We start from the raw sequence: 21,877 nt of genomic DNA, 5'->3' as shown, positions 1-21,877 counted from the left end.
GTGGTTATATTAATATATAATTGCTATTCAGGGTTGTTGTAGTGATTATATAATAAGCAAAATAACCCGCAGCTAAAAGATAGGAGCGTGTATGAACAGAGGACTTTGGATGAAGCTGGGGCTGGTTGCAGTATTGATAGCCGTGATAGTTATCGGTTATAACGGCTGCGGAGGTAGTAGTAGTTCCAGCGGCAGCAGCAGCGTAGCCAAACTGACGCTAAGCGGTAAAATCGGTACCAGTTATATTGTTGCTGCAGCGCCATCAAATATCCTTGATAGGTTCTGCACTATTTTCCAACCCCAGAAGGCCTGGGCGGCGTATTCTGATGGCACGGTGGATAAGGTTATTGCAATGCCATATGACAGCGGATACTTGGGCGAATATTGTCTCCAGGGGATAAAAGAGGCGGTTATAAACGTAGACGGCACCTTTAATTTATCATTAGAGAAGGACAGGAATTGGCTTTTGATTCTGGTAGATAGTAGCGTAACCGGCCGGGAGAAATTCGTGGGTTATGTTGCCTTGAAGATGAATACAACAGACAGTATGCTCCTGGCTCCGGTAAGTTCGGCTACTGCTTCCTCGCTTGATCTGGGAACGATTGAGCAAAGTATTACCGACAGCGATGTTGCCCTGACCGAAAATACGGTAACCACAACCGCTTTTTCCTTGAGCCAGTCCCAATTGCTTGATTTAGCCAAGAACGACGACCTGCTCAAGATTGTTAAGAATCTGTATTTTAATTATCAGGGCGGCGTATATTGGAATCTTAGGCCTGATTATAATTGGAGCGGGGATTATTCAGCCATCAGCGGTACCGGTTTCCCCAACCCAAGCACTTTCACGTTCAGCGGTGGCTATAACTTCCAACTGGATAGCAATTTTATGGGAATCACTGTTCAGCAGTTTATAGGTCCTCCGACCGGAACACCCAAGGCATTGTTGGAATTGTATCCGCCTGCCAGTGTGGAAGCGAAAGATAGCGGTTTTATCTATGATACTTCAACCCCGATATCTAATCTGAATAATACTACCGGTGGGCCGACCGTCGGTGGTGAATGGGAGGCCTGGGCGAATGACTTCTTTGCTGGAGAAAGATACGGTAATATATCTTACTCAACAGGTTCGCTTACCGGGACAATTCCAGTCGGATTCTGGAAGTTTGGAGTTACCAACACTGGCACATCAACCTTACTTTCCAGCGCTGAATTTGATGTGGCGGTGGCCTCGCCTATTTCCGGAACAGTTATCAAGGGTTTTGTTCCTTCAATTAAGGTTAATGTTGATGGGAGCAAAAGGATAACTTCGGTTGATGTTAAGTGGTATGCCTGGGACGGTGCGGCTTATGTTGAGGTTACGGATACCAGCGCCCTAAAATCTCTGGTGGGTAGTTTTGATTTTATGTTTGACAATACCACAGGTGGAACACGGAGATACGAAAGCAGCGGGCATGATGTTTCGGTTGCCAGTGTAGTTCCGCAAGGGATTCCTGCAGGGACGCCGTGGTATTACGGTAATTTTGGAGAAGTGACTGAAGCACAACGCGCCGAGATGATTGGGGTATTCTATTCCTGCGGCGGTATTGGTTATTTCTTCTTCTGGAACAACTGGCAGTGGTAATTAATTTTTGGTGAAGACAGGGGATATTCAGCTTGGACAGGCTGGGTATCCCCTTTTTGGTTTATACTTGACTGTCTTGAAAATAATTGATAATATACAAATCCTAGAATCTTAAGTTACTGTTGATTGCGAAAGGAATAGATATGCCTAAGAAGATTATCACGACTTTGCTTTACGCCGTTATCTTGGTTTCGCTGATGAGTTTTACCCCGATGTCTATCGGGGAGCCGCCAGCCGCAACCGGAACACTGCCGCCTCCGGTAAAACAGCCCGCGGCTAATATTGGCGACCTTATTTCAGGGTTAGCCAAGCAGGATATTACCACGGATAGTTTCTGGAAGGCCGTGGCAGAGATAGAAGCCGTTGGCAAAGATGGGTTGGCTAAGTTAGCTCTTGGCTTAGAGAATTCCGACATCAAGGTGCGGGTTGGTTGCGCCCGGGCCATGTATCAGGTGGGTTATCGCGAGGAGGCCGTAAAGGTCCTCATTGCGGTATTGGCCTTGCCGGCCCAGCAGATTGATAAACAGGTTTTTTCCGCGGCCGCAGAGGTATTGGCTAATCTTATCGCCAGTGATGGGGGCGGAAGCGATATCGACCGGGGCGAACTGGCCAAGAAGGTCCAGTCCATTCTGGATGGAACGCTTGAGGCAAGCCGCCGGCTCTGGCTGGCAAAACTATGGTATGAAGTGGACCGGTCATCATTAGCTGTTAAGGAGGTAAGGGAAATCTCCACTCTCAAAGACCCGGATATCAGATTGTCAGCCGCATTGGTTCTGGCATCAATGAATGATTTTGAGAGAAGCAAGGACGTGTTAAAACAATTATCCTTAGACCCGACTCCGACCGGCCGATTGGCCAGGTTATTTCTGAAGTATAAAGAAGACCAGGATTCATATAGCCGCAAGACCTCAAAATCGTCCAAGAAATCAGAGATTGATTACACCCTTTTGGATGAGGTTTTAGGGCTGATTAAGGAACGGTATGTTGATCCCAATCAGTTTGATATCAAGAAACTGATGACTGCTGCGGCCAAGGGTATCGCCGGCAGTTTAGACCGATTTTCAGAATACGAGGATGAAGAAGATAAGAAAAGAGCCAATGAGGACATCTCCAAGAAATACGGCGGGATTGGCGCCCATGTGAGTATGCGAGATGATTACCTGACCATTGAACGGCCGATATATGGCGCGCCGGCCGATAAGGCCGGGCTTCGTTCCTTAGACCGAATCATTGAGGTAGAGGGTGAAACAACCCGCGGTAAGGATATTAATAAATTGGTTAAGAGTTTGAAAGGCGACCCGGGTACGCCGGTTAAAATCAAGGTCTATCGCCGCGGCTGGCCTAAGGAACGGGAATACACTCTAACTCGTGCTATTGTTAATGTCTCCACCGCATCCTATCATATCCTGCCGGGTAATATCGGATATCTTCAACTTACCGTCAATTTTGCCACCGATACGGCCAAGGAAGCAAGTAAATGCCTGCAGGAGATGAAATATCAGTCGGTCAAGGCGATTATCATTGATATCAGGGGGAATCCGGGCGGTCTGCTCAGAACAGTGAATGAGATGATAGATTTGTTTATAGAAAAGGATAAGGTCATTGTCACGACCCGGGACAGAAAAGGCATTGTCGCGGAATATAGAACACAGAATGATGATAAAATAGACGTGCCGATGTATATTCTGATTGACGGGGGAAGCGCCAGCGCCTCAGAGATATTCTCCGGCGTAATGCAGGATTACCATAAGGCCGTTATTGTCGGTTCAACCAGCTATGGCAAAGGCAGTGTTCAGCAGCCCATAGACCTGTCCACCACCGATGGCGCAACCGCATTAAAAATGACCATCGCCAAATATTACCTGCCGTCAGGCCGGTCGGTCGAGAAAAATAAGGAAGGCAAGGGCGGGGTTGAGCCGGATATTAAGGCGATTGCGCCGGAACAGGATTTCGGCAAGGCATCGGAATTTAATAAACTTATTGAATCAGGCGAGCTGGATAAGTATACAAATGAATATTACGAGAATAATAAACTGTTGTTCCAGACCTTGGCCGAGGATGACGGAGAGAACTATGCGAACTATCCTGATTTTGAGAAGTTCTACAGCCGGTGCAAGGAGCGTCTGGAAAAAGACGAGGTGCGCCAGGCGTTAAGGGGACATATTAGACGGAAAGTAGCGGACGACCGCCAGAAGGAATTTATTGTGGATGTTCAGACGGATATGGTCTTGCAACGTGCGATTATCGAGGCCTGTCGGTCCGCCCAGGTGAATATCAATCCGGATACTATTCCGGCTTATAAGAAATTTTCCCATAAGTTTGACAGCGACAAGGACAAGGAAAGTTTGGTGAAATAGCCTGCTCGAACTGACGGCCAAGGTCAGGCGGGGATGCAAATCCGCGGGGGTTATCTTAACTTCAGGATATAATCCTCCCACTGCTTTTCCAGCACCTCGAACTTCACCTTAAAGATATTTTCGAAGAGTTGCTTATGCTGCGGGCGGTTCTCGAATCCCTTTCTTTTTATCGCTTCAAAGTATGCCTCCAGCTCGTCTGCATACTGGCCCTGACTGTAATTCATAAAGAAATAAACTAAACTCCAGCAGTGGGCATATTCATAAATGGTAAAATTCGCCTGCCGGATATTTATGATGTCCTCAAGCCGCGGCACGTCTTTCTTGAGGATTAAGTCCCTGATTAACTGTAATCGGTTGTTGTTGACGATATTTGTTTTAAGCGCCGTGCCTTCAAACTTGCTTGATTCGTAATATGTAGCTAATCCCTCATTAATCCAGATGGGCACATTTGAACAGGCAATGTTAACAAATTGGTGAGTGCCTTCATGCAGCAGTACCGAAGTGGTTAAGGGCGGCTGGTAAAATGTCATTATCTGCTTATCACTGCCCGTGTCCCTGAAAATGCCCCTGGATCCTGAAGAACCTCCGTTAGCATAATATTCCTTGTCATTCTTAAAGACGAAAATCTTAAGTTTAGTGCCCGGGTCGCGGGTGACCTTAAATATTTTCTTGGCTTCAAAATAGAAACACTCCATCAAAAAGCAAAGGTCATCGATGGACTCCTGGCTGATATTTGCCTTGATGATATAATGTTCCGTTTCTTTGATGCGTGCTTTATCCCAGGGTAATTGTTCTTTGTCAGCGCCGGTCTTGTCAATCATCCCTTTAGGCGCCAATTGTTTTTTTAGGGAAGTCAGGGCCGCCAACCGCGCCTCTATCTTTGCCTTTTCATCAGGAGTTACCCACTTACCCTGGAATTTGACCAGTCCTTTGGCAGTCATCATGTCATCATAAGGCATCCACCTGTCGTTGTATTTAACATAACCTTTTTCCAGGTAGGATTTATCCTCAGCCGTAACCAGCTGCCCCTGGTATTCGGCAAATCCGCCGTCCGGCAGTGGAATATTTTTATAACGGGCCAGAAACTGGCTGAATCGGTCTTTTTGGTCGGGGTAGGCCCTGAAGCAGTAGATTAATATTCGTTCGCCGTCCGAAGTAAGATTATGGTTATAGCAGAAAGTGGCGGAGTAGAAACGCTCTAATTTCCCCAGGTCGCGCGGGAATAAATTCAAAATCGCCGCAGTCGGCGTATCTTTCCACTGCCGGTAATAAACGCTGTCGCCCAAACCGGCCACGTTACCCTCAAACCCGATCTCAGTTGCCTTTGTTATCCAGACTTCATATGAAGTGTCCAATACAATCTTCTTGCGGCTGGATCCACCGGTCAAACTCTTTACCAGGCCGGCAAAAAGCGAGGATTCGCCTTTGATATTGTCCAGATGATCCCGGGCGTCTTCTTCTATGGAAGCGGTTTTAGCCGTGTTAATGAATTCCGCCACGCATTTAATCGCGCCGGTATACTGGTATTTGGCGATTTCCTGCGCGGCGGTTGCCTTGACTTCAGTCCATCTGGCTTGTTCCATAGCCATCAGGCGCTGTTCCTCCTGGCGCTGTTTCGAGGTAGTCTGCTTTTCCGTAGCGGCTTTCAGTTTTGCCTGGCGTTCGGCGTCCTGCCGGTCCCGTTGTTCCTTGATTATTTTTTGCTGACGCTCGAACTCCTCGTCGGTCTTGCGCGCCGGGCTGTCTCCGCCTGATATAGTTGTGGTTGTGGATGACGGCCGGCTTTGTTTGGGGATGTCGGTTTTTTTGGCTTCGGTCTGTCCACCGGAAGAAGCACCGGGCGACTGGTTCTTCTTTGCCTTCTCGGTCGCTTGCCAGTCACCTTTTCTGGCTTCGTCTGTTTTGTTTTCAGAGAAGAGGATTGCCAAAAGCACAATCCCAATCACCAGGAAAAAGACCGTAACTAATAACCGGAAAGAGTTATCCTCGGCATGTTTCTTATGTTTTCTTATCGCGTGTTCCGGCATCTTAAACTGCGGTGTTGATAAGATCGCATGCGGCTTGTCCGCAGCGTTGCCGGCAACCAACTCTTTTTTTAACGCCATTTCGTAATGCCGGATGCAGATGGCATCATTATCGGTGAGAATTGTTTCTGCTACCTTGATGCCGTTGACCGTAAATCCGTTGGTGCTGTTATTGTCAACCAGTTTTATGGATCCTTCCTTGGTTCTTTCTATGTAGCAATGATGGCGTGAAATCTTCTCGTCGGCAATCTTGAGTTGGCAGTCGTCATCCCGGCCAATCCAGAATTTAACCGGGCCTTTACTCTGGTCAAAGAATTTAACAAGGTCAAAATGGCGTTGCGGCGCGGAGGATGGCGGTAAATCAGACTTTATATATAGATGCATAGTTGTGTCAGCCCCGTTAGAAAGACCTGTAATTGAGTAACAAACTTATATCATTGTTATAGCCATGATTGCAGAATCTTCTAACGGGATAAATATTTTAATACAAGAATTTGCTGAAACCGCTATATTTTTATAATATATTATATCTCGGGTGGATTATAATACAAGAAGAAAGTTGATTTATGGGAAAAATATTCGGCACGGATGGCATCAGGGATATTGTGAATCATGGATTCCTTAAACCGGCATTTCTGGATAAATTGGGCCGGGTTATCGGGTCGAATATCCCTGCCGGGCGCCGGGCGTCAAAGGTAATCATCGGCCGTGATACGCGACCGTCAGGGGCAAAAATAGAAAAAATACTCTCCGACGCGCTTGCGTCGGTGGGCGTAAATGTTGACAGCGCCGGGGTCATCTCAACTCCCGGTCTGGCTTATCTGGCCAAATGCGGGGAATATGCGGTTGGTATAATGATTTCCGCTTCTCATAATCCTTCCAGTTACAATGGTCTAAAATTGTTCTCCGCCAATGGACTTAAGATAACTAATTCAACAGAGGAGAAAATGGAACAACAGATTCGTTCCGGTCTTAAAAAGCGGATCGTCAAGCCGGGCGTGTTTTCGGCTATGGTCAAGCCGGAGTTGACGCAGCGATATATAAATGATATCCCCCGGATTATCCTGAGCTCTAAAGTCAGTATTCTTTCGCCCCGCACCAAAATAGTCTTGGATTGCGCCAATGGTGCGCTGGCTGAGATTGCGCCGGCGATATTCAGCCGGACCGGCGCGACAATTATTCCCATTAATCACCGGGCGGACGGCGAAAATATTAACAGTCGTTGTGGTTCGCTCCATCCCCAAACCCTCAGGCGTAAAGTCCTGGCGGCCAAGGCGCATATCGGATTCTCATTTGACGGTGACGGCGACCGGGTGATTATGGTTGATGAAAAAGGCGATATCCGCGACGGCGATTTCGTCCTCTATATCGCAGCCGGTTACCTGAAGAAAAGGGGGTTCTTGAGGAATAATACCGTGGTCGGCACCATAATGACCAACAGCGCGTTGGAAAGCACCCTCGGCAAGCAAGGTGTCAGATTGGTGCGTACCCGGGTGGGCGATAAATATGTCCTGGACGAGATGCTCAAAAACGGATTTTCTGTCGGCGGAGAGCCGTCCGGCCATATTATCTTCAGGGACTACTCTAAAAACGGCGATGGGGTAATTACGGCTTTGATGATGCTCAAAATAATGGCCGATGAAGGCAAGACGCTTTGGCAGCTCTCAAAAGGTTTTACTCAATACCCCCAGATTATCGTTAATGTGCCGGTGGCCTCCAAACCGACTTTGGAAGATATCAAGTCCGTTAAGCAGGAGGCGGACCGGATTCATAAACTGCTGCGTAATCAGGGCCGGCTGGTCTTGAGATATTCAGGCACCGAAAATCTTTGCCGGGTAATGATAGAAGGCCGGAATTTCCCGTATATAAAAGCGTTGGCTGACAAACTCGCAGTAATAATAAAGAAAGAAATAGGATAACTATGTCAGACGGTCCGGCGCCTTTTGTCAAGACATTTATCATGTCGTTATCGCATGCGCTCGGGCTGATTAATCGGCGCATCGGCAAGCACCACCAACGGGTCACTCATATCTGCCTCAATCTGGCCCGGGACCTCGATTTAAGCACTGAAGATACCACCACCTTGTTTTATGCCGGACTCCTGCACGATATCGGGGCGTTTTCAGCCAAGGACAAATTGGAGATTATGGAGTTTGACTGCCCCAATTGTTATCAGCACTGCGAATCCGGTTTCCAGATACTCCAGAAAAGCGAATTGATGCGCCCGATTGCCGACTCCATTCGCTTTCATCACGATAAATACTTTGGCCCCAATCCTTCAGGTCTGTCTCAAGACGAAATCCCGTTATTGAGCCAGATAATCCATATCTCGGACCGGTTTGAGGTCCTCATCAAGGATGATAAGGATATACTGCCCCAATCCAGCCAGATCATCAATAAAATTGCTCAGGGCCAGGGAACCTGGTTCAATTCCAAATTGGTGGAATCGCTTCAGGAAATAACCGCTTCCAAGATATTCTGGATAGGGCTGATGCCGGAATTCGTGGACGACATCCTTAATGAATTCTCGCCCCAGGACGACCGGAAAATGACCGTTGACAATATGGTGGACATGGCCTATATCTTTGCCCAGGTGGTTGATTATAAAAGCCACTTTACCAGGCTTCATTCGGTTCAGGTGGCGGAAACAGCGATTAAAATCGGCAAATCCATGGGATGGTCCAAAACCGAATTGAAATATCTCCTGATTGCCGGATTGCTGCACGACCTCGGGAAATTGGCCATTCCGGATGAAATCCTGGAAAAACCGGCCGCGCTTACCCCGAACGAATACGATATCATTAAAATGCATCCTTATTTTACCTATCTGACATTAAGTTCCATACCTGGTTTTGACGAGGTGGCCCAGTGGGCAATCTATCACCACGAACGGTTGGACGGGAAAGGGTATCCCCTGGAAGTGGATGCGGACAATATCCCGCAGGGCGCGCGGATTATCGCAGTAGCAGACCGTTTCACGGCCCTGACCGAAGACCGCCCTTACCGCAGGAAAATACCGATTCCCGAAGCCCTCCGGATACTTAACGGCGACGTCAAAAACAAGATCATTGACGAGAAAATTATGGATATCCTGAAGGCGATCGTATTAAGAAATGGTTGAGATAATCAGGGCTGACTGGCGCGCCACCTGATATGCCATTGGATTTTATAAACCGCGATGAGTAATAGCCCGCCTACCAGAACGGTATAAATCGACGTGGCCAGTGATTTTAGCATGATATAGCCCAAAGGCGGCATGCCGGCGAAGTAGAAAAGGAACAGCCCCAGCCCATTAAGAAAATGGCAGAGCCAGACGCTCAGGAATAAAACCACTACCTGGATTCCGGTATCATCCTTGAAAATCACTTCTTTCAGGAGAGAAATAACCAGCACGCTCACCAGATAAAGCAGGGCGGTGGTTCCCAGTCCGCTTTGGGAGACGATGTCTTTGAAGAATCCGATCAGCCAGACCGGGATGATGGCCTTTTCCAGCGGCGTATTAAAGGCAATGAAGAATATCAGGACAAGCAGAAAATCCGGCCTGACCCCCCTGATTTCCAGTTTATAGAAAAACAGGGCTTCCAGGAAGATAAGCGCCAGCGCCAGGATGATGAAAATGCTGTTTTTCATTTTAATGCTGTTACCTTGCAGGATATCCTCCTTTGGAAAAGGGGGATAAAGGGGGATTTAAATCTCCCCTAACCCCTCTTTTTCAAAGAGGGGAATAATAACACTATTTCTTCGGTACCAGTATCAGGACGCTGCTCAGGTTATAGGCGTCGATGGCCGGCTTGACATTTAAGGTATAAAAATAGCCGTCCACGGAAAAGCTGTCCACGGTCCCGACAATCAAACCCGAAGGCGTTATGGCGCTGGGGTCAGGGGCGGAAAAGACATTCCAGTTATTGCCGACCTTCAGCTCCCGCGAGACCCATTTAACCAGCGAGCGGTTAAAGGAAATCCCGAGCAGGACCCCGAATCCGGTTTGGGGCTGGTCCGGTGTGGTTTTCTTGTCCGCTTTCTTGCCCGGCGGATTGGCCACCGGCGCCGGCTCAGTCGGCGTCACGGCCTCTTCCGGCGGCGGCAGAATCATCACCTGGGAACGGAAGGCCGGGTCGGTAATCAGCTGTACCCGGCTGTTGGACGCGTTTACTTCCGAGACCTTGCCGATCAGGTATTTGCCCGAGACCACGGTAAAGCCGGTCTGCAGCCCGTCGTTCGCCCCGCGGTTAATCAGGAAACTCCTGCGCCAGGCCGAGACATCGGCTTTAATCACCACATCAGCCAGCACGATATTGTAATACTGCTTGATATTCATTCCGGATGCGGCAATCTCGCGGAAATCGCTGATGGTTTTCAGCTTGCTCGCCAGCGCGGAATTCTCATTCTTAAGCAGGACAATCTGGCTTCTGAGTTCAGCCACCTGCTGTTCCAGGAACTTGTTCCTGTCATTGGGTTTGAGTGACTGGTAAATCTCGGGCGTGATGGTGTCATCCGAAGGCGTCTTGGCGTAGAAATAGGTGAACGGCCGGGCCAGGGTTAACAGGGTCAATTCCGTCTTATTCAGGCATTGGATTGGCGCGATGATAATGATGATGGTGATAACCAAAAGAATCACAGGAGAGAATTTCATTGTGTAAATGCGGAAAGGGGAATGATAAACGTGGAATTATTCCGCATTCCGCACTCCACATTCCGAAGTTAATTACATGAGGTCCTCGCCGCTTTCCAGACTTTCATGGACCAGGTCTAGGTTCTCCAGGACAATACCGGTGCCCTTGGCTACAGCGGTTAACGGGTCTTCGTCCACCCGGACCGGTATCTGGATTTCCTTGGAGATGGCCTTGTCAATCCCGCGCAGGAGCGAACCGCCGCCCACCATGGTCAGCCCGTAGTTTATCAGGTCGGCTGACAATTCCGGCGGCGTCTTTTCCAGGGTTTCCCGGATGGCACCCAGGATGGCATCCAGAGGTTTCTTTAATGCTTCTCTGATTTCCTCGGAATTGACAATTACCTTACGGGGTCGGGCCGCCACCATATCGCGTCCGCCCACCTCCATGGTCAATTCTTTTTCCAGCGGGGAACCGGACCCCAGGGTAACCTTGATTCGCTCGGCCATCTGCTCGCCGATCAGGAGATTATACGTGCTCTTCATATGCTGGACAATCGCGTCATCCATCTCGTCGCCGGCCACCCGGATGCTCTTGAAGGTGACGATGCCGCCCAGTGAAATTACGGCCACCTCGGTCGTGCCGCCGCCGATATCAACAATCATATTGGCCACCGGTTCCTGGATGGGTAGGCCCACGCCGATGGCCGCGGCAATCGGCTCCACCACCAGGAATATCCGCCGGGCTCCGGCCCGTTCGGCCGAATTTATCACCGCCCGTTTTTCCACGGTTGATATGCCCGAAGGGATGGAGATGGCCACCCGGGGTTTAATCAATTTCCAGCCCTTATAAGTCCGGACCTTCTGGATAAAATAACGAATCAATGCCTCGGCCAGGTCGAAATCTGAGATGACACCGTTCTTTAGGGGCCGGACCGCCGAGATGCCGCCCGGGGTCTTGCCCAACATTTCCTTGGCCACGTTGCCGACCGCCTGGCCGTTGAGCAGGACTTTGTTGGTCCCTTTGTGCACCGCCACCACCGACGGCTCGGACAGGATAATGCCTTCGCCCTTGACGCAGACCAGGGTGTTGCAGGTGCCTAAATCAATGCCGATATCGGTTGAGAGCATGCCCATCACATCATCTAAAAAATTAGCCATTTTAATACTCCATTAGAAACTGTTAATCCCCTGGTCGGTTACGACCGAAGAGAGTCCCGTTAGGGACAGTTTCTTATGTCCCCCGATGTCCATCGGGGGACCAGATACAAAATATATTAGGGTATATTTCTTTCCCTTAAGTGATTTTATCGGATATTTAACGGGTAAACTTGAGGGTAAATAATGACATCCCCGGGTTATTTTTCGGTCCCGGTCGCTCCAGCGGTTTTATTCGGCGGTGACAATATCCCTCCAAAGGTTACGCCGTAGTAATTATTTAATTCGTGTGCCAGGAAATAAATAGCCAGCCCGATGCAAAGAAAAGCCAGAATTAACAGCAGGGTGAAGATATTGCTTCTCGGTTTGGTAATGGTGAAGGTTGCCGGTCCGGCGCCGGGCATCATCGGCGCGCCGCCCGGGACTTCCCCCTGGCCTGAAGCAAATGAGGATTCGGCCATGGTATCCGAGACGTCCACGGCTCCATCTACCGGCGCCAGGTCGTCGCCGGCCATGGTATCAGCCGCGTCAAGCACCGGCTCTGCGGGCTCTTCAGCCGCCGGAATGATTTCTTCAAATTCATCTGGCATAGAATAGGCTTCCTTATGAGACTCAATAAATATCCTAATTTAACTCCTTGTCAAGTAAATGATAAAATTATTTTTACAGTTCCTTTACGGCATGGTTACTATATTACTGAAATGGTTCTTTATCTCCTGCCGCCATCTGCGGTTGTCGGGTTGGTCCAGGAATGGGTCCCGGTCCAGTATCTCTTTGGCATCCGTTTGGGTCAGTTTCAGCACCCCGAAATCCGTGGCCAGGTTGGCCACCCGGAATTCCGGCAGTCCGCTTTGCCTGGTGCCTAGGAACTCGCCCGGCCCGCGAATCCTCAAATCCTCCTCCGCAATCCTGAATCCGTCCGAGGTCTCCTCCATAATCTTCAGCCGCTGTTCGGCCTCAGGCGTGGTAAAATCACCGAAGAGCAGGCAGTATGACTGGTGCGCCCCGCGTCCAATCCGGCCCCGCAACTGGTGCAACTGGGCTAGGCCGTAGCGTTCAGCGTGCTCTATCACCATCACCGAGGCATTGGCCACGTCTATGCCCACCTCTATCACCACAGTCGAGACTAGGATATCTGTCTTGCCGGCCCGGAAATCCGCCATTATCTTCTCCTTACGGGCATCCTTCATATCTCCGTGCAACAGCGCCACCGTGCATTCAGGGAACACCTGCTCTTTCAGATATTTGGCCATTGTTGTGGCGGATTTTAGATTGACCTTGTATAACTGCCTCTGGGCGGTCTTGCTATCAATCTCTTCAATATCCTCTATCAGCGGATAGACGAAATATACCTGCCGTCCGGCCCGGATTTTCTCCCGGATAAAACCAAACGCGTCCGGCATCTTGTTTGATGGCCTCAGAACCGTCCTGATGGGCTGACGGCCTGGCGGCAGTTCGTCAATCGTGGAGATGTCCAGGTCTCCGAATGCAGTCAGGGCCAGGGTCCTCGGAATCGGGGTTGCGGTCATAATCAGGGTATGGGGATTCTCGCCCTTCTCGCGCAAATCAGCCCGCTGCATTACCCCGAACTTGTGCTGTTCGTCAATCACCAATAAACCCAGTTTTCGGAATACCACGTCCTTTTGGATTAAGGCATGCGTGCCGATAACCAAATCCACCTCGCCTGCCTCAATCAGCCCGCGTATCTTCCGGCGCTCGGCCGTGCCAAGCCCGCTCTTTAACAACACCATTCGTACCTGGGAATCGGCTAAGAGATGCGAGAGGTTGCGGAAGTGTTGTTCAGCCAGTATTTCAGTCGGCGCCATAAATGCCGTCTGCAATCCGTTCCCGATAGTCGCCAGGATGGCATAGATGGCAACGATGGTCTTGCCTGAGCCCACATCGCCCTGCAGTAGCCGGTTCATCGGATAATTTCTGGTGATGTCCTGCCTTATCTCGGCAATCACCTTTTCTTGGGCGCGGGTGAGTTGGAAGGGGATTCTCTTACGGATGCGTTCCTCTAATTGTTCGGAGATGGCGATGGGATATTTTACCGCGGTCTGCTTGATTTGTTGTCTTCTTAAGCCCAGGGACAGTTGGAAGAGTAACAGTTCATCATAGACCAACCGGACCCGTGCCTTAGCCATCTGCTCGGCTGAATCCGGATAATGAATCTGTCTTATTGCCTCTGGTAACTCCAATAGATTGTGTTTTACCTTAAGCGCTGAGCCTAAGTTATCCTGAACCAGTGAAATGTAATTATCCAAACAATACCTGATGATGCGCCGGAGGAATTTCTGGGTCAGGCCTTCGGTTAAGGGATAGCAGGGGATAATACCCTGAGAATGCAGGGGTGCAAAATTATCACCGCTGATAAACTCATATTCCGGCGAAGACAACTGCGGATACTTGTAGAACTTTATCTTACCCGAAAGAATTACCTCCTGGCCCTTGGCAAAGACCGTCTGCAGGTACGGCTGGTTAAACCAGGTGGCCGAGATATGTCCGGTAGAATCGCTCAAGACCACTTCAAAGATAGTCTTATGGTATTTAGGCAGATGTAATCTGACTGCGGTAATCGTGCCCTTGAGGGTGACTTCTTCGTCCGGGTTAATCGAGGCCAGCGATTCCTTGATGGACTTGATTTGCGAGCGGTCTAAATATTTGCGGGGGATGTAGGCCAGCAGGTCGGAGACGGTATTGATGCCCAGGCGCAGGAAGAGTTTGGACCTCTGGGGCCCGACGCCTTTTAGGAACTGGACCGAGTCATCAAGCGAGCGCATTTGGCGGGTATTATACCCGGCGGGCGAAATTGGGCAAGGAAAATAGCGCAGTATAAATCATTCCGCTTGACATTCTCAGCTGGATTTGGTAGAAAGATAATTGCGTAAATAGATAAACCCCCACACCAATGTATTGGTGTGGGGGTAAACACGGATAAGACAGATTTAATAGATTATAATATGAAAAAGGCCATCGTTATCGCCTCGGCTGTTATCGCCATAATCCTTGCCAGCATCATGATTGTAATCCTGCCTATAGGCGCACTACTCCTGGAAAATCCTATCAGAGGAAAAACAAACTTTTTTGTAGTACTTATCACGGCCCTGGTGATTATTCCGATTTCAGTGCTGGTCATATGCAATGTCAAACTACATAAGGCATTAAGGATTCCACTCGTAATTATTTCCATCCTGGGTGCACTGTTTGTCGTGACGGCATTTGTTGGCCTTATTTATAAACCCATCGACAGACCGGAATTGTTTTTCTTATTCATTATCTACTGTCTGGGACTTACTGCGGTTATGATCACCCTGCTCACCTACATCCGCCGGGCGCTGTGGCCGGCCCAAAAGTAGGGACGCTCATTCTAATAACCACTTCGGAACCACCTTTTATAGGTCCAGAACGTATATTTACACGTCCGGAACCACCTTTTATAGGTCCAGAAGTGCTTTTTACAGGTTCGGAAGTGGTTTTTATAGGTTCGGAAGTGGTTTTTACAGGTTCCGAGGTGGTTGTTATAGGTTCAGAGGTGGTTTTTACCACCTCAGAGGGGGTTTTATCCCCCTCCGAAGTGGTTTTTTCTACCCCAGGAGTGGTTTAGGGGTTAGGCGGGGTTGGGATTGACCTGGGCCGGCCCGGGAATTGGGCGGCCAAGTCCTGATAGACCGAGGTGGAACCCGGCACATTGGCCTGAGCCGCGGCCTTGACCGCTTTGTAGAAGGCCAGACAGTTGGTAAACACATCCGACCCTAAGAGCAGGGCCGTGTCGTCCATGCTTTCCATGATGGATGTGGCCCGCCTCAGGCGCGGTATCAGGTCCCGCCGGGCCTGCATATCCCGGTTCAGTTCGGCCAGGTCGATATAACCCGGCACGATGCTGGGCAAGCCAGCCGGCCTATTTCTTTTTACTCTCCGGGTCGGAATAGTATGGGGCGGTATTGTCCATCAGGATATCGTGGTCCATTTCCTTTACCGGGGTTCTTTTCCGGATGAGCGACCAGAGGTGGCCGGCGTTGCGGAATTCGCCGATGGCCTCAAATCCGGCCAGGGTGATGTTGCTTTTGTCCTCGTTTTGACTGTTGTGATTAAAGAACAGCCGGCGTATGGAGTTTTCGTTCCGATAAGTGTATGAACCGTTCAGGTGCGTTGTATGTGGCTTGGTTTTTCCGTTAAATATTTTGCCCATCGAGATGATGGGCAGGCCTTCCAGGCTGAGGACATTGATGCTGTAAGAGCCCGGATAGCGCGTATCTTTGCTTATCATATTTAACCCGGCCACCTTGCCCTGTTCTATGGCATTGGGCCAGATGGCTGAAATTACCGATTCGCCCGTGATGTAGTCCGTGGTTTCTACTGCGTCACCGGCCGCATAGATGTCCGGTTCATTGGTCTGCATCCGGTCATTAACCATGATGCCTTTGCTGAGCGTGATACCGCTGTCTTTAAGAAAGTCGATATTGGGCCTGACACCGATGGAGACGATAACCATATCGACCGGGATATTTCTGCCGTTGTGCAGGTGTACGGATTTGACCTTGGTCTTGCCCTTGATTTCGGTCACGGCTGATGAGAGCTTGAATTCAATCTCTTTTTCCCCGTTGGAAGAGGGTAGCGAGGTGAGTTTTGAGTGGGCAATCTTGGCGAAGTCGTCGTCCAGGACCTTGGCCAGAATCCGGTCCAGCATTTCGATGACGATGACGTTGATGCCTTGCTGGCGCAGGGCGAGAGCCGTTTCTATGCCGGTGAATCCGGCGCCGATAACGGCCACTTTCTTGCCGAGCTTGGCTATTTTCTCTTTCCGGATATAGTCCTTGATTCGGCGGGTGTTCTTGAGGGTGTCGACAAAGAATACCCCGGTTTTGTCGATGCCGGGTATGGCCGGCTTAATCGGAACCGAGCCGGTGGCGATTAATAACTTGTCGTAGAAAAAGGTCTTGCCGTTCTTGAGGGCGATGGATTTCCTACCTAAGTCAATCTTACAGACCGGACTGCCCCAAGAGGTTTGGATTTTGTTCTTCTTGTAGAAATTGCTGTCCAGCCGGGCCAGCCGCTTGTAGGGGATACTGTCCGAAATCACGTAGGGTAGGGCGCAGGGCGAATAGGCCAGCTCGCGTTCGGATGAAATCAGGGTGATGTGGATTTCCTTGTCTGGGTCGTTTTCCATGATGGTTTGGATGGCCGAGATTCCGGCGCCGCCGCTGCCGATGATGACTATTTTCATAGGGAACAGAATATCAGCCACTAAGTGACTATTGTCACCCTGAATGAAGTGAGGGGTCTCATTTCGAAGAGATTCTTCGCTTCGTTCAAAATGACAGCTTGGTGTCTTCGTGCCTTTTGAGCGCCATAAGGGCGCCATGGCGCTTCGGCGCCAGTGGCAACGAATTTTCCTTAAGTTTTAACTCATCACCACAATAGAGCGCAGTGATTCGCCTTTTCGGAGGGTATCAAAGGCGTCGTTGATTTTATCCAGCGGGAATCTATGGGTGACCAGCGGCGCTACCTTGATTTTGCCGATCCGGGCCATTTCTATCAGTCGCGGATAATCCACCGGCCGGCAACCGAGCGAGCCGACCACCTCCATCTCAAAGAACATGGTCTTGGCGGCTGAAAGCGGGAATTCCTTGTCGGTATAGCCGACGATGCACAGTCGTCCGCCTTTCTTGAGGGAATTATACGCCGCGGTCATGGTGGCCGGATTGCCGATGGCTTCAAAGGCGATGTCCACGCCGCCATTGGTCATCTTGCGGATGTCCTTGGTGACGTCCGGTGTTTTGGATGAATTGAGGGCATAGGTAGCGCCGAACTGCTTGGCCCAGTCGAGTTTCTTTTCAATGATGTCAACGGCAATGACCGTGGCGCCTGAGGCGGCGCATAACTGGACCAGATTCACGCCTACGCCGCCGCAGCCGAAGATGGCTACCGTGTCTCCGGGCCGGACCTGGCCGCGGTTTTTGACCGCGTGATATGGTGTGGAAATGGCGTCGGCGATGATGCAGCCTTCTTCGAGCTGGATTTCGTTGGGCAGGATGAAGACGTCCTTAGCCGGCGCCTTGACGAATTCGGCGTAGCCGCCTTCAATATGATTGCCGAACATGACCATGGTTTTGCAGATGTTTTCCCGGCCGATCCGGCAGAATTCGCAGGTGCCGCAGGTCAGGACCGCCGGCAGGAGCACCCGGTCGCTGACCTTGAGGTTCTTGACATTAGCGCCGATTTCGGCCACCGTGCCGGAGATTTCGTGCCCGAGCACAAAGGGCGGTTTCTTGACGGTCGGCACGCCGTGGTCGATGTAGTGCAGGTCGGTGTGGCAGACGCCGCAGGCCGCCACCTTAATCAGGACCTCGTCATGATTGATTTGCGGCTTGGGGTATTCCTCAACTTTGAGGGGCTGTTTAGGCCCGTAAAATACAGCGGCTTTCATAACAATGCGTCAGGCGTCTTGCGTCAGGCGTCTTGCGTCTAACACACAACGCACAACGCATAACGCATAACGTTAAGTTTTCTTACCTGTCTTGGGTGCCTCGGCCTTGGCGGTGGCGCCTTTGGCGCCAGCAGCAGCCGGAGCGGCGGTTTTAGCGCCGGCAGCAGCGGCCGGTGCCTTGGCGCTCGGAGTGACGCCTTTGGCGCCAGCAGCAGCCGGTGCTCCAGCAACCGCGCCTTCAGCCGGTGCCGCGCCTTCAGCCGCGGCTTCCTTCTTGGGTTTGGGCTTGGCCTTGAGCATGATATTACGCAGTTTGGGCAGCCCGAAGATGGCGATTTCGCCTTCCGGCTTGCCGTCTGATAAGAGACGCTCTAAGCGTTCGCTTTTCTTGAGGACGTTGCGGTGCCGCCTGAGTTTCCCGATGACGGCTAAACTTCGATGGATTGACATAGTTTTATCTTCCTTCTTCTAATTTTACAACCGATGCATTCTTAAGTTTATAATGGACGTTTTTTAATTTAGGCAGTTCATTTTTCAGTTCTTTTTGCGCCTGCTCCTGCGATGAATATTTGCTTTCGAGATAAATCGAATTGGATGAAATGCCATGAATCATTTCACTCTTAGTTACGACTTTAATGTTTTTATTTCTGAGCATCTGGCACATAGTGATAATTGCCCGGGAACCATCAGCGTCATTATTATAATAAATCAGTCGGATGGCCCAGGTGCGTCCGGTGGTTGCCGGCATCATGGCCGGTATTTCAGGCGCCTGAACCGATGGCGACGTTGTTCTGCCCGGTGTTGATGGGGTTGCCTGGGGCAGGGTCAATGCCAGATAAATGATGACAATGATGGCAATAATTATTCCGCCGATGATGATGATTTTGGGATAATTCAGGGGCTTTCCTTCTTCCCTGGTTTTCGGCCGGATGGGTTTGGGTTTCTTGAATACGCCGGCCGGTTCCTTGGGTTTAAGGGTCGGGAATGGCATTCTCAGTTTGGGATACGGCCGGGTTGTTGAGGACGGCGGGGCGGTATAAGGAATCGGCTCTGAATCAGAAGTCGTTACTACTGGGGCGCTGACGGCTGGCTCGTCTTTTTCCTGGGCCGGCGTCTTGCCCAGTTTCGACCGGTTCATCTTCAGGAGTTCGTAGAGTTCCGGCTTGTCCTTATTGGTAAACATAGTTTACTCCTCTTATGGTTCCCGAAGGCCCAGTGGGTGTCCGGCGGACGTTTTCGGGGCCATTAGGCGGCGCTTCCCAAGCGCCATGATACCTTGATTATAGATAAGAAATTATAATAATTATAATTTCTTGTCAATAATAAGAGAGAATTTATTATTTTTTACTTGACTTTGATATTTAAGGCGGATATATTTTATATGGTATTTCGGCAACTTAACCGGGCCGGGCGGGTATAATATTGCGAGAATATGAATACCAAGAAAATCGGGTTACGGCGCTCACTCCGGGTCGGATTATTTATCCTGATCGGGCTGGTCAGCATAATCACCTACGGCTGGCAGTGCGGTTCGATAGGCGAGAAACAATACACGTTTTACCCGTACGAGTGGACGACCGGCAGCAGTGTCAATACCGGGGTAATCAGCGCCACATACAGCGAAACTTTGTCGGCCACGATTAATCCCAACGGGGTTGATACCGAGGTCTATTTTGAATGGGGCTCGACTTACGGCTGGAATGTGACCACGCCCAGGACGCTCGGCAACGGGAGATACGATATCACGGTGACCGAGACCGTGACGAGCCTGCTGCCCAATACCACTTATTATTACCGCCTGGCAGTCTTGAGAGGCAATGATTTAACCTATACCGAAACGCAGTCGTTCACCACGTTTGGTCGTCCGTCTTGCACCACCGAGATTGCCACCAATATTTCGTCTCTTTCCGCAACCTTGAATGCCACGGTTAATCCCAATGGCCTGGCCACCACGATTTATTTTCAGTGGGGCTTAAGTTCTTCATACGGTAACCGGACTGCCGACCAATCCATCGGCAGCGGTGTGGTCGGCGTTTTTGTGGCCAGTAATATCACCGGGCTGAGCGCTTATACGAATTATTCCTACCGGGTGGTGGCCGTAAATATTGAAGGCACGGTTTACGGGAATAACCGGACGTTCAATTCAGGCCCGCCGCAACCGGTGGCGACTACGGGTTCGGCTTCAAGCATCAATTATAATTCTGCCATTATCAACGGCGTGGTTAATCCCAATGGGCAGGATACCACCATTAATTTCCAGTGGGGGCCGGTCACCACCTACGGCAATACCACCTCATCCCAGATTATCCCGTCCGGCAGCGGCAATGTCAACGTCAGTGCCAGCCTGACCGGCCTGGCAGCCAACACGACTTATTATTACCGTCTGACGGCCAGAAACCCGGCCGGAGAAAGTTATGGAACCCAGGTGTCGTTTACCACTCCGCCGCCGCCGCCCAGCGCCGCAACCACGCCGGTGACCAATGTTAATTATAGCGTGGCTACGCTTACTGCCTCGGTCAATCCCAATGGGTTGGCCACCACGGTTTATTTCCAGTGGGGGACGAGCATTTTTTACGGAAATACCACCTCGATACAAGCTATCGGCAGCGGCATTACTGATGTGAGCGTTACCGCGACCATAACCGGATTGCTCGGCAATACCAACTATAATTATCGGGTCGTGGCCACCAACTCCAGCGGCACGACCAATGGTTTTAACCAGATATTTACCACCTTGGTGCCGCCGCCCAGCGCGACCACTATTGCGGCCACAGGAATTGCTGCCTTTACCGCCACCCTGAATGCCTCGGTCAATCCCAATGGCGGGGCCACCACGGTTTATTTTGAATACGGAACAACCATAACTTATGGCAGTTCTACGACTCCGACTGCTATCGGCAGCGGCACCGGGCCGGTTAGCATTCAGAGGGCAATAACCGGTTTGACATCAAGCACGACCTATTACTTCAGAATTGTGGCTGTTAACGGCAATGGCACGACATACGGAAACCGCCTGCAATTTAACACCTCAGCCCAGCCGCCCACGGCGGTTAGCCTGCCGGCCAGTAATGTAACTTCATCATCCGGGTTTACGTTTAATGCTACGGTAAATCCCAATGGTTCAACCACCACGGTTTATTTCCAATATGGGATTTACTCTTACTGGTACAACTACGGCAATACTTCATCTCAACCCATCGGAAATGGCAGGACCCCGATTACTGTCACGCAGGGATTTACAAGTTCCACCCCGGGCGTGACCTATTACTTCAGGGTGGTGGCATATAATTCATTTGGACAGTATTCCTATGGGGCGCAGCAGTCGTTTACCACCCCGCTGGCCGGCGCGCCCAGCGTGGTCACTAATCCGGCCACCAATATCACCAGGACCAATGCGCAATTAAATGGCACGGTTAATTCCAACGGATTGGGCACGACGGTTTATTTCCGGTATAGAACTGCATCTCCTCAGGGCCCCTGGAATATTCAGTCGCCACCTCTGGATAATGGCAGCGGCACCGGCGATTGGCTTGTCTGGACCGGTCAATCATTAGAGCCGGCGCTTATTCCTAATACCCTTTATGAATTCCAGGTTTATGCCACTAATGCGTCCGGCACGACCTATGGCGCCATACTTTCCTTCAGGACCCTGCCCTGAACCACCCCGAAAGCATTCGG

Annotated in this window: 17 protein-coding genes; 6 read left to right on the top strand and 11 right to left on the bottom strand. The window is 50.4% G+C overall.

The genetic code is table 11. The features are described 5' to 3' along the window. Nucleotides 1-91: 91 nt before the first annotated feature. Together HZA49_05765 and HZA49_05760 are read left to right on the top strand one after the other, a co-directional pair. On the top strand, nt 92-1,621 hold the full coding sequence (locus HZA49_05765) for a hypothetical protein (protein ID MBI5778946.1): 1,530 nt from the start codon (nt 92-94) through the stop codon (nt 1,619-1,621). Nucleotides 1,622-1,764: 143 nt separating this feature from the next. Further along, nucleotides 1,765-3,978 carry a S41 family peptidase gene (locus tag HZA49_05760; protein MBI5778945.1) on the top strand — a complete coding sequence of 738 codons (2,214 nt, stop codon included), beginning with the start codon at nt 1,765-1,767 and terminating at the stop codon, nt 3,976-3,978. Between the two features lie 50 nt (nt 3,979-4,028). On the opposite strand, the gene HZA49_05755 is transcribed toward HZA49_05760, so the two are convergent. Next, nucleotides 4,029-6,386 carry an FHA domain-containing protein gene (locus HZA49_05755; GenBank protein MBI5778944.1) on the bottom strand — a complete coding sequence of 786 codons (2,358 nt, stop codon included), beginning with the start codon at nt 6,384-6,386 and terminating at the stop codon, nt 4,029-4,031. A gap of 182 nt (nt 6,387-6,568) precedes the next feature. On the opposite strand from HZA49_05755, the gene glmM reads away from it, so the two are divergent. Continuing rightward, nucleotides 6,569-7,921, top strand: a complete 1,353-nt coding sequence (gene glmM, locus HZA49_05750; GenBank protein ID MBI5778943.1) for a phosphoglucosamine mutase — start codon at nt 6,569-6,571, stop codon at nt 7,919-7,921. Between the two features lie 2 nt (nt 7,922-7,923). Continuing rightward, nucleotides 7,924-9,123, top strand: a complete 1,200-nt coding sequence (locus tag HZA49_05745) for an HD domain-containing protein (GenBank protein ID MBI5778942.1) — start codon at nt 7,924-7,926, stop codon at nt 9,121-9,123. A gap of 5 nt (nt 9,124-9,128) precedes the next feature. Here the strand turns inward: HZA49_05745 and mreD are convergent, their stop codons facing one another. The 5 genes from mreD to recG all read right to left on the bottom strand — a co-directional run bounded on the left by mreD (nt 9,129) and on the right by recG (nt 14,552). Beyond that, the gene (gene mreD, locus HZA49_05740) at nt 9,129-9,632 is read right to left on the bottom strand and encodes a rod shape-determining protein MreD (GenBank protein MBI5778941.1); all 504 of its coding nucleotides are present in this window, start codon (nt 9,630-9,632) and stop codon (nt 9,129-9,131) included. Between the two features lie 103 nt (nt 9,633-9,735). After that, the gene (locus HZA49_05735; GenBank protein ID MBI5778940.1) at nt 9,736-10,635 is read right to left on the bottom strand and encodes a rod shape-determining protein MreC; all 900 of its coding nucleotides are present in this window, start codon (nt 10,633-10,635) and stop codon (nt 9,736-9,738) included. Between the two features lie 72 nt (nt 10,636-10,707). Further along, entirely contained in the window at nt 10,708-11,772 is a 1,065-nt protein-coding gene (locus HZA49_05730; protein ID MBI5778939.1) for a rod shape-determining protein, read from the bottom strand. Between the two features lie 197 nt (nt 11,773-11,969). Further along, nucleotides 11,970-12,359 carry a hypothetical protein gene (locus tag HZA49_05725; protein MBI5778938.1) on the bottom strand — a complete coding sequence of 130 codons (390 nt, stop codon included), beginning with the start codon at nt 12,357-12,359 and terminating at the stop codon, nt 11,970-11,972. Nucleotides 12,360-12,443: 84 nt separating this feature from the next. Then, on the bottom strand, nt 12,444-14,552 hold the full coding sequence (gene recG, locus HZA49_05720) for an ATP-dependent DNA helicase RecG (GenBank protein ID MBI5778937.1): 2,109 nt from the start codon (nt 14,550-14,552) through the stop codon (nt 12,444-12,446). 180 nt (nt 14,553-14,732) lie between these two features. On the opposite strand from recG, the gene HZA49_05715 reads away from it, so the two are divergent. Next, entirely contained in the window at nt 14,733-15,128 is a 396-nt protein-coding gene (locus HZA49_05715; protein ID MBI5778936.1) for a hypothetical protein, read from the top strand. Between the two features lie 244 nt (nt 15,129-15,372). Here HZA49_05715 and HZA49_05710 read toward each other — a convergent pair whose 3' ends face one another. The 5 genes from HZA49_05710 to HZA49_05690 all read right to left on the bottom strand — a co-directional run bounded on the left by HZA49_05710 (nt 15,373) and on the right by HZA49_05690 (nt 19,382). Further along, nucleotides 15,373-15,660, bottom strand: coding sequence for a hypothetical protein (locus tag HZA49_05710; GenBank protein ID MBI5778935.1), 288 nt, complete (start codon nt 15,658-15,660; stop codon nt 15,373-15,375). Between the two features lie 10 nt (nt 15,661-15,670). Beyond that, entirely contained in the window at nt 15,671-16,996 is a 1,326-nt protein-coding gene (locus HZA49_05705; protein ID MBI5778934.1) for an NAD(P)/FAD-dependent oxidoreductase, read from the bottom strand. 177 nt (nt 16,997-17,173) lie between these two features. Beyond that, entirely contained in the window at nt 17,174-18,199 is a 1,026-nt protein-coding gene (locus tag HZA49_05700; protein MBI5778933.1) for a zinc-binding dehydrogenase, read from the bottom strand. Nucleotides 18,200-18,271: 72 nt separating this feature from the next. Then, the gene (locus tag HZA49_05695) at nt 18,272-18,649 is read right to left on the bottom strand and encodes a small basic protein (protein ID MBI5778932.1); all 378 of its coding nucleotides are present in this window, start codon (nt 18,647-18,649) and stop codon (nt 18,272-18,274) included. Nucleotides 18,650-18,653: 4 nt separating this feature from the next. After that, nucleotides 18,654-19,382, bottom strand: a complete 729-nt coding sequence (locus HZA49_05690) for a hypothetical protein (GenBank protein ID MBI5778931.1) — start codon at nt 19,380-19,382, stop codon at nt 18,654-18,656. Between the two features lie 249 nt (nt 19,383-19,631). Here HZA49_05690 and HZA49_05685 point away from each other — a divergent pair, with 249 nt between their 5' ends. Beyond that, the gene (locus HZA49_05685; GenBank protein MBI5778930.1) at nt 19,632-21,857 is read left to right on the top strand and encodes a hypothetical protein; all 2,226 of its coding nucleotides are present in this window, start codon (nt 19,632-19,634) and stop codon (nt 21,855-21,857) included. Nucleotides 21,858-21,877: the final 20 nt, after the last annotated feature.

Source organism: Planctomycetota bacterium (genome assembly GCA_016235865.1).
In the GTDB taxonomy this organism is placed as follows: domain Bacteria; phylum Planctomycetota; class MHYJ01; order JACQXL01; family JACQXL01; genus JACRIK01.
The sequence above is the reverse complement of the archived record's forward strand: the minus strand, read 5'-3'. Positions and strand labels throughout refer to the sequence as shown.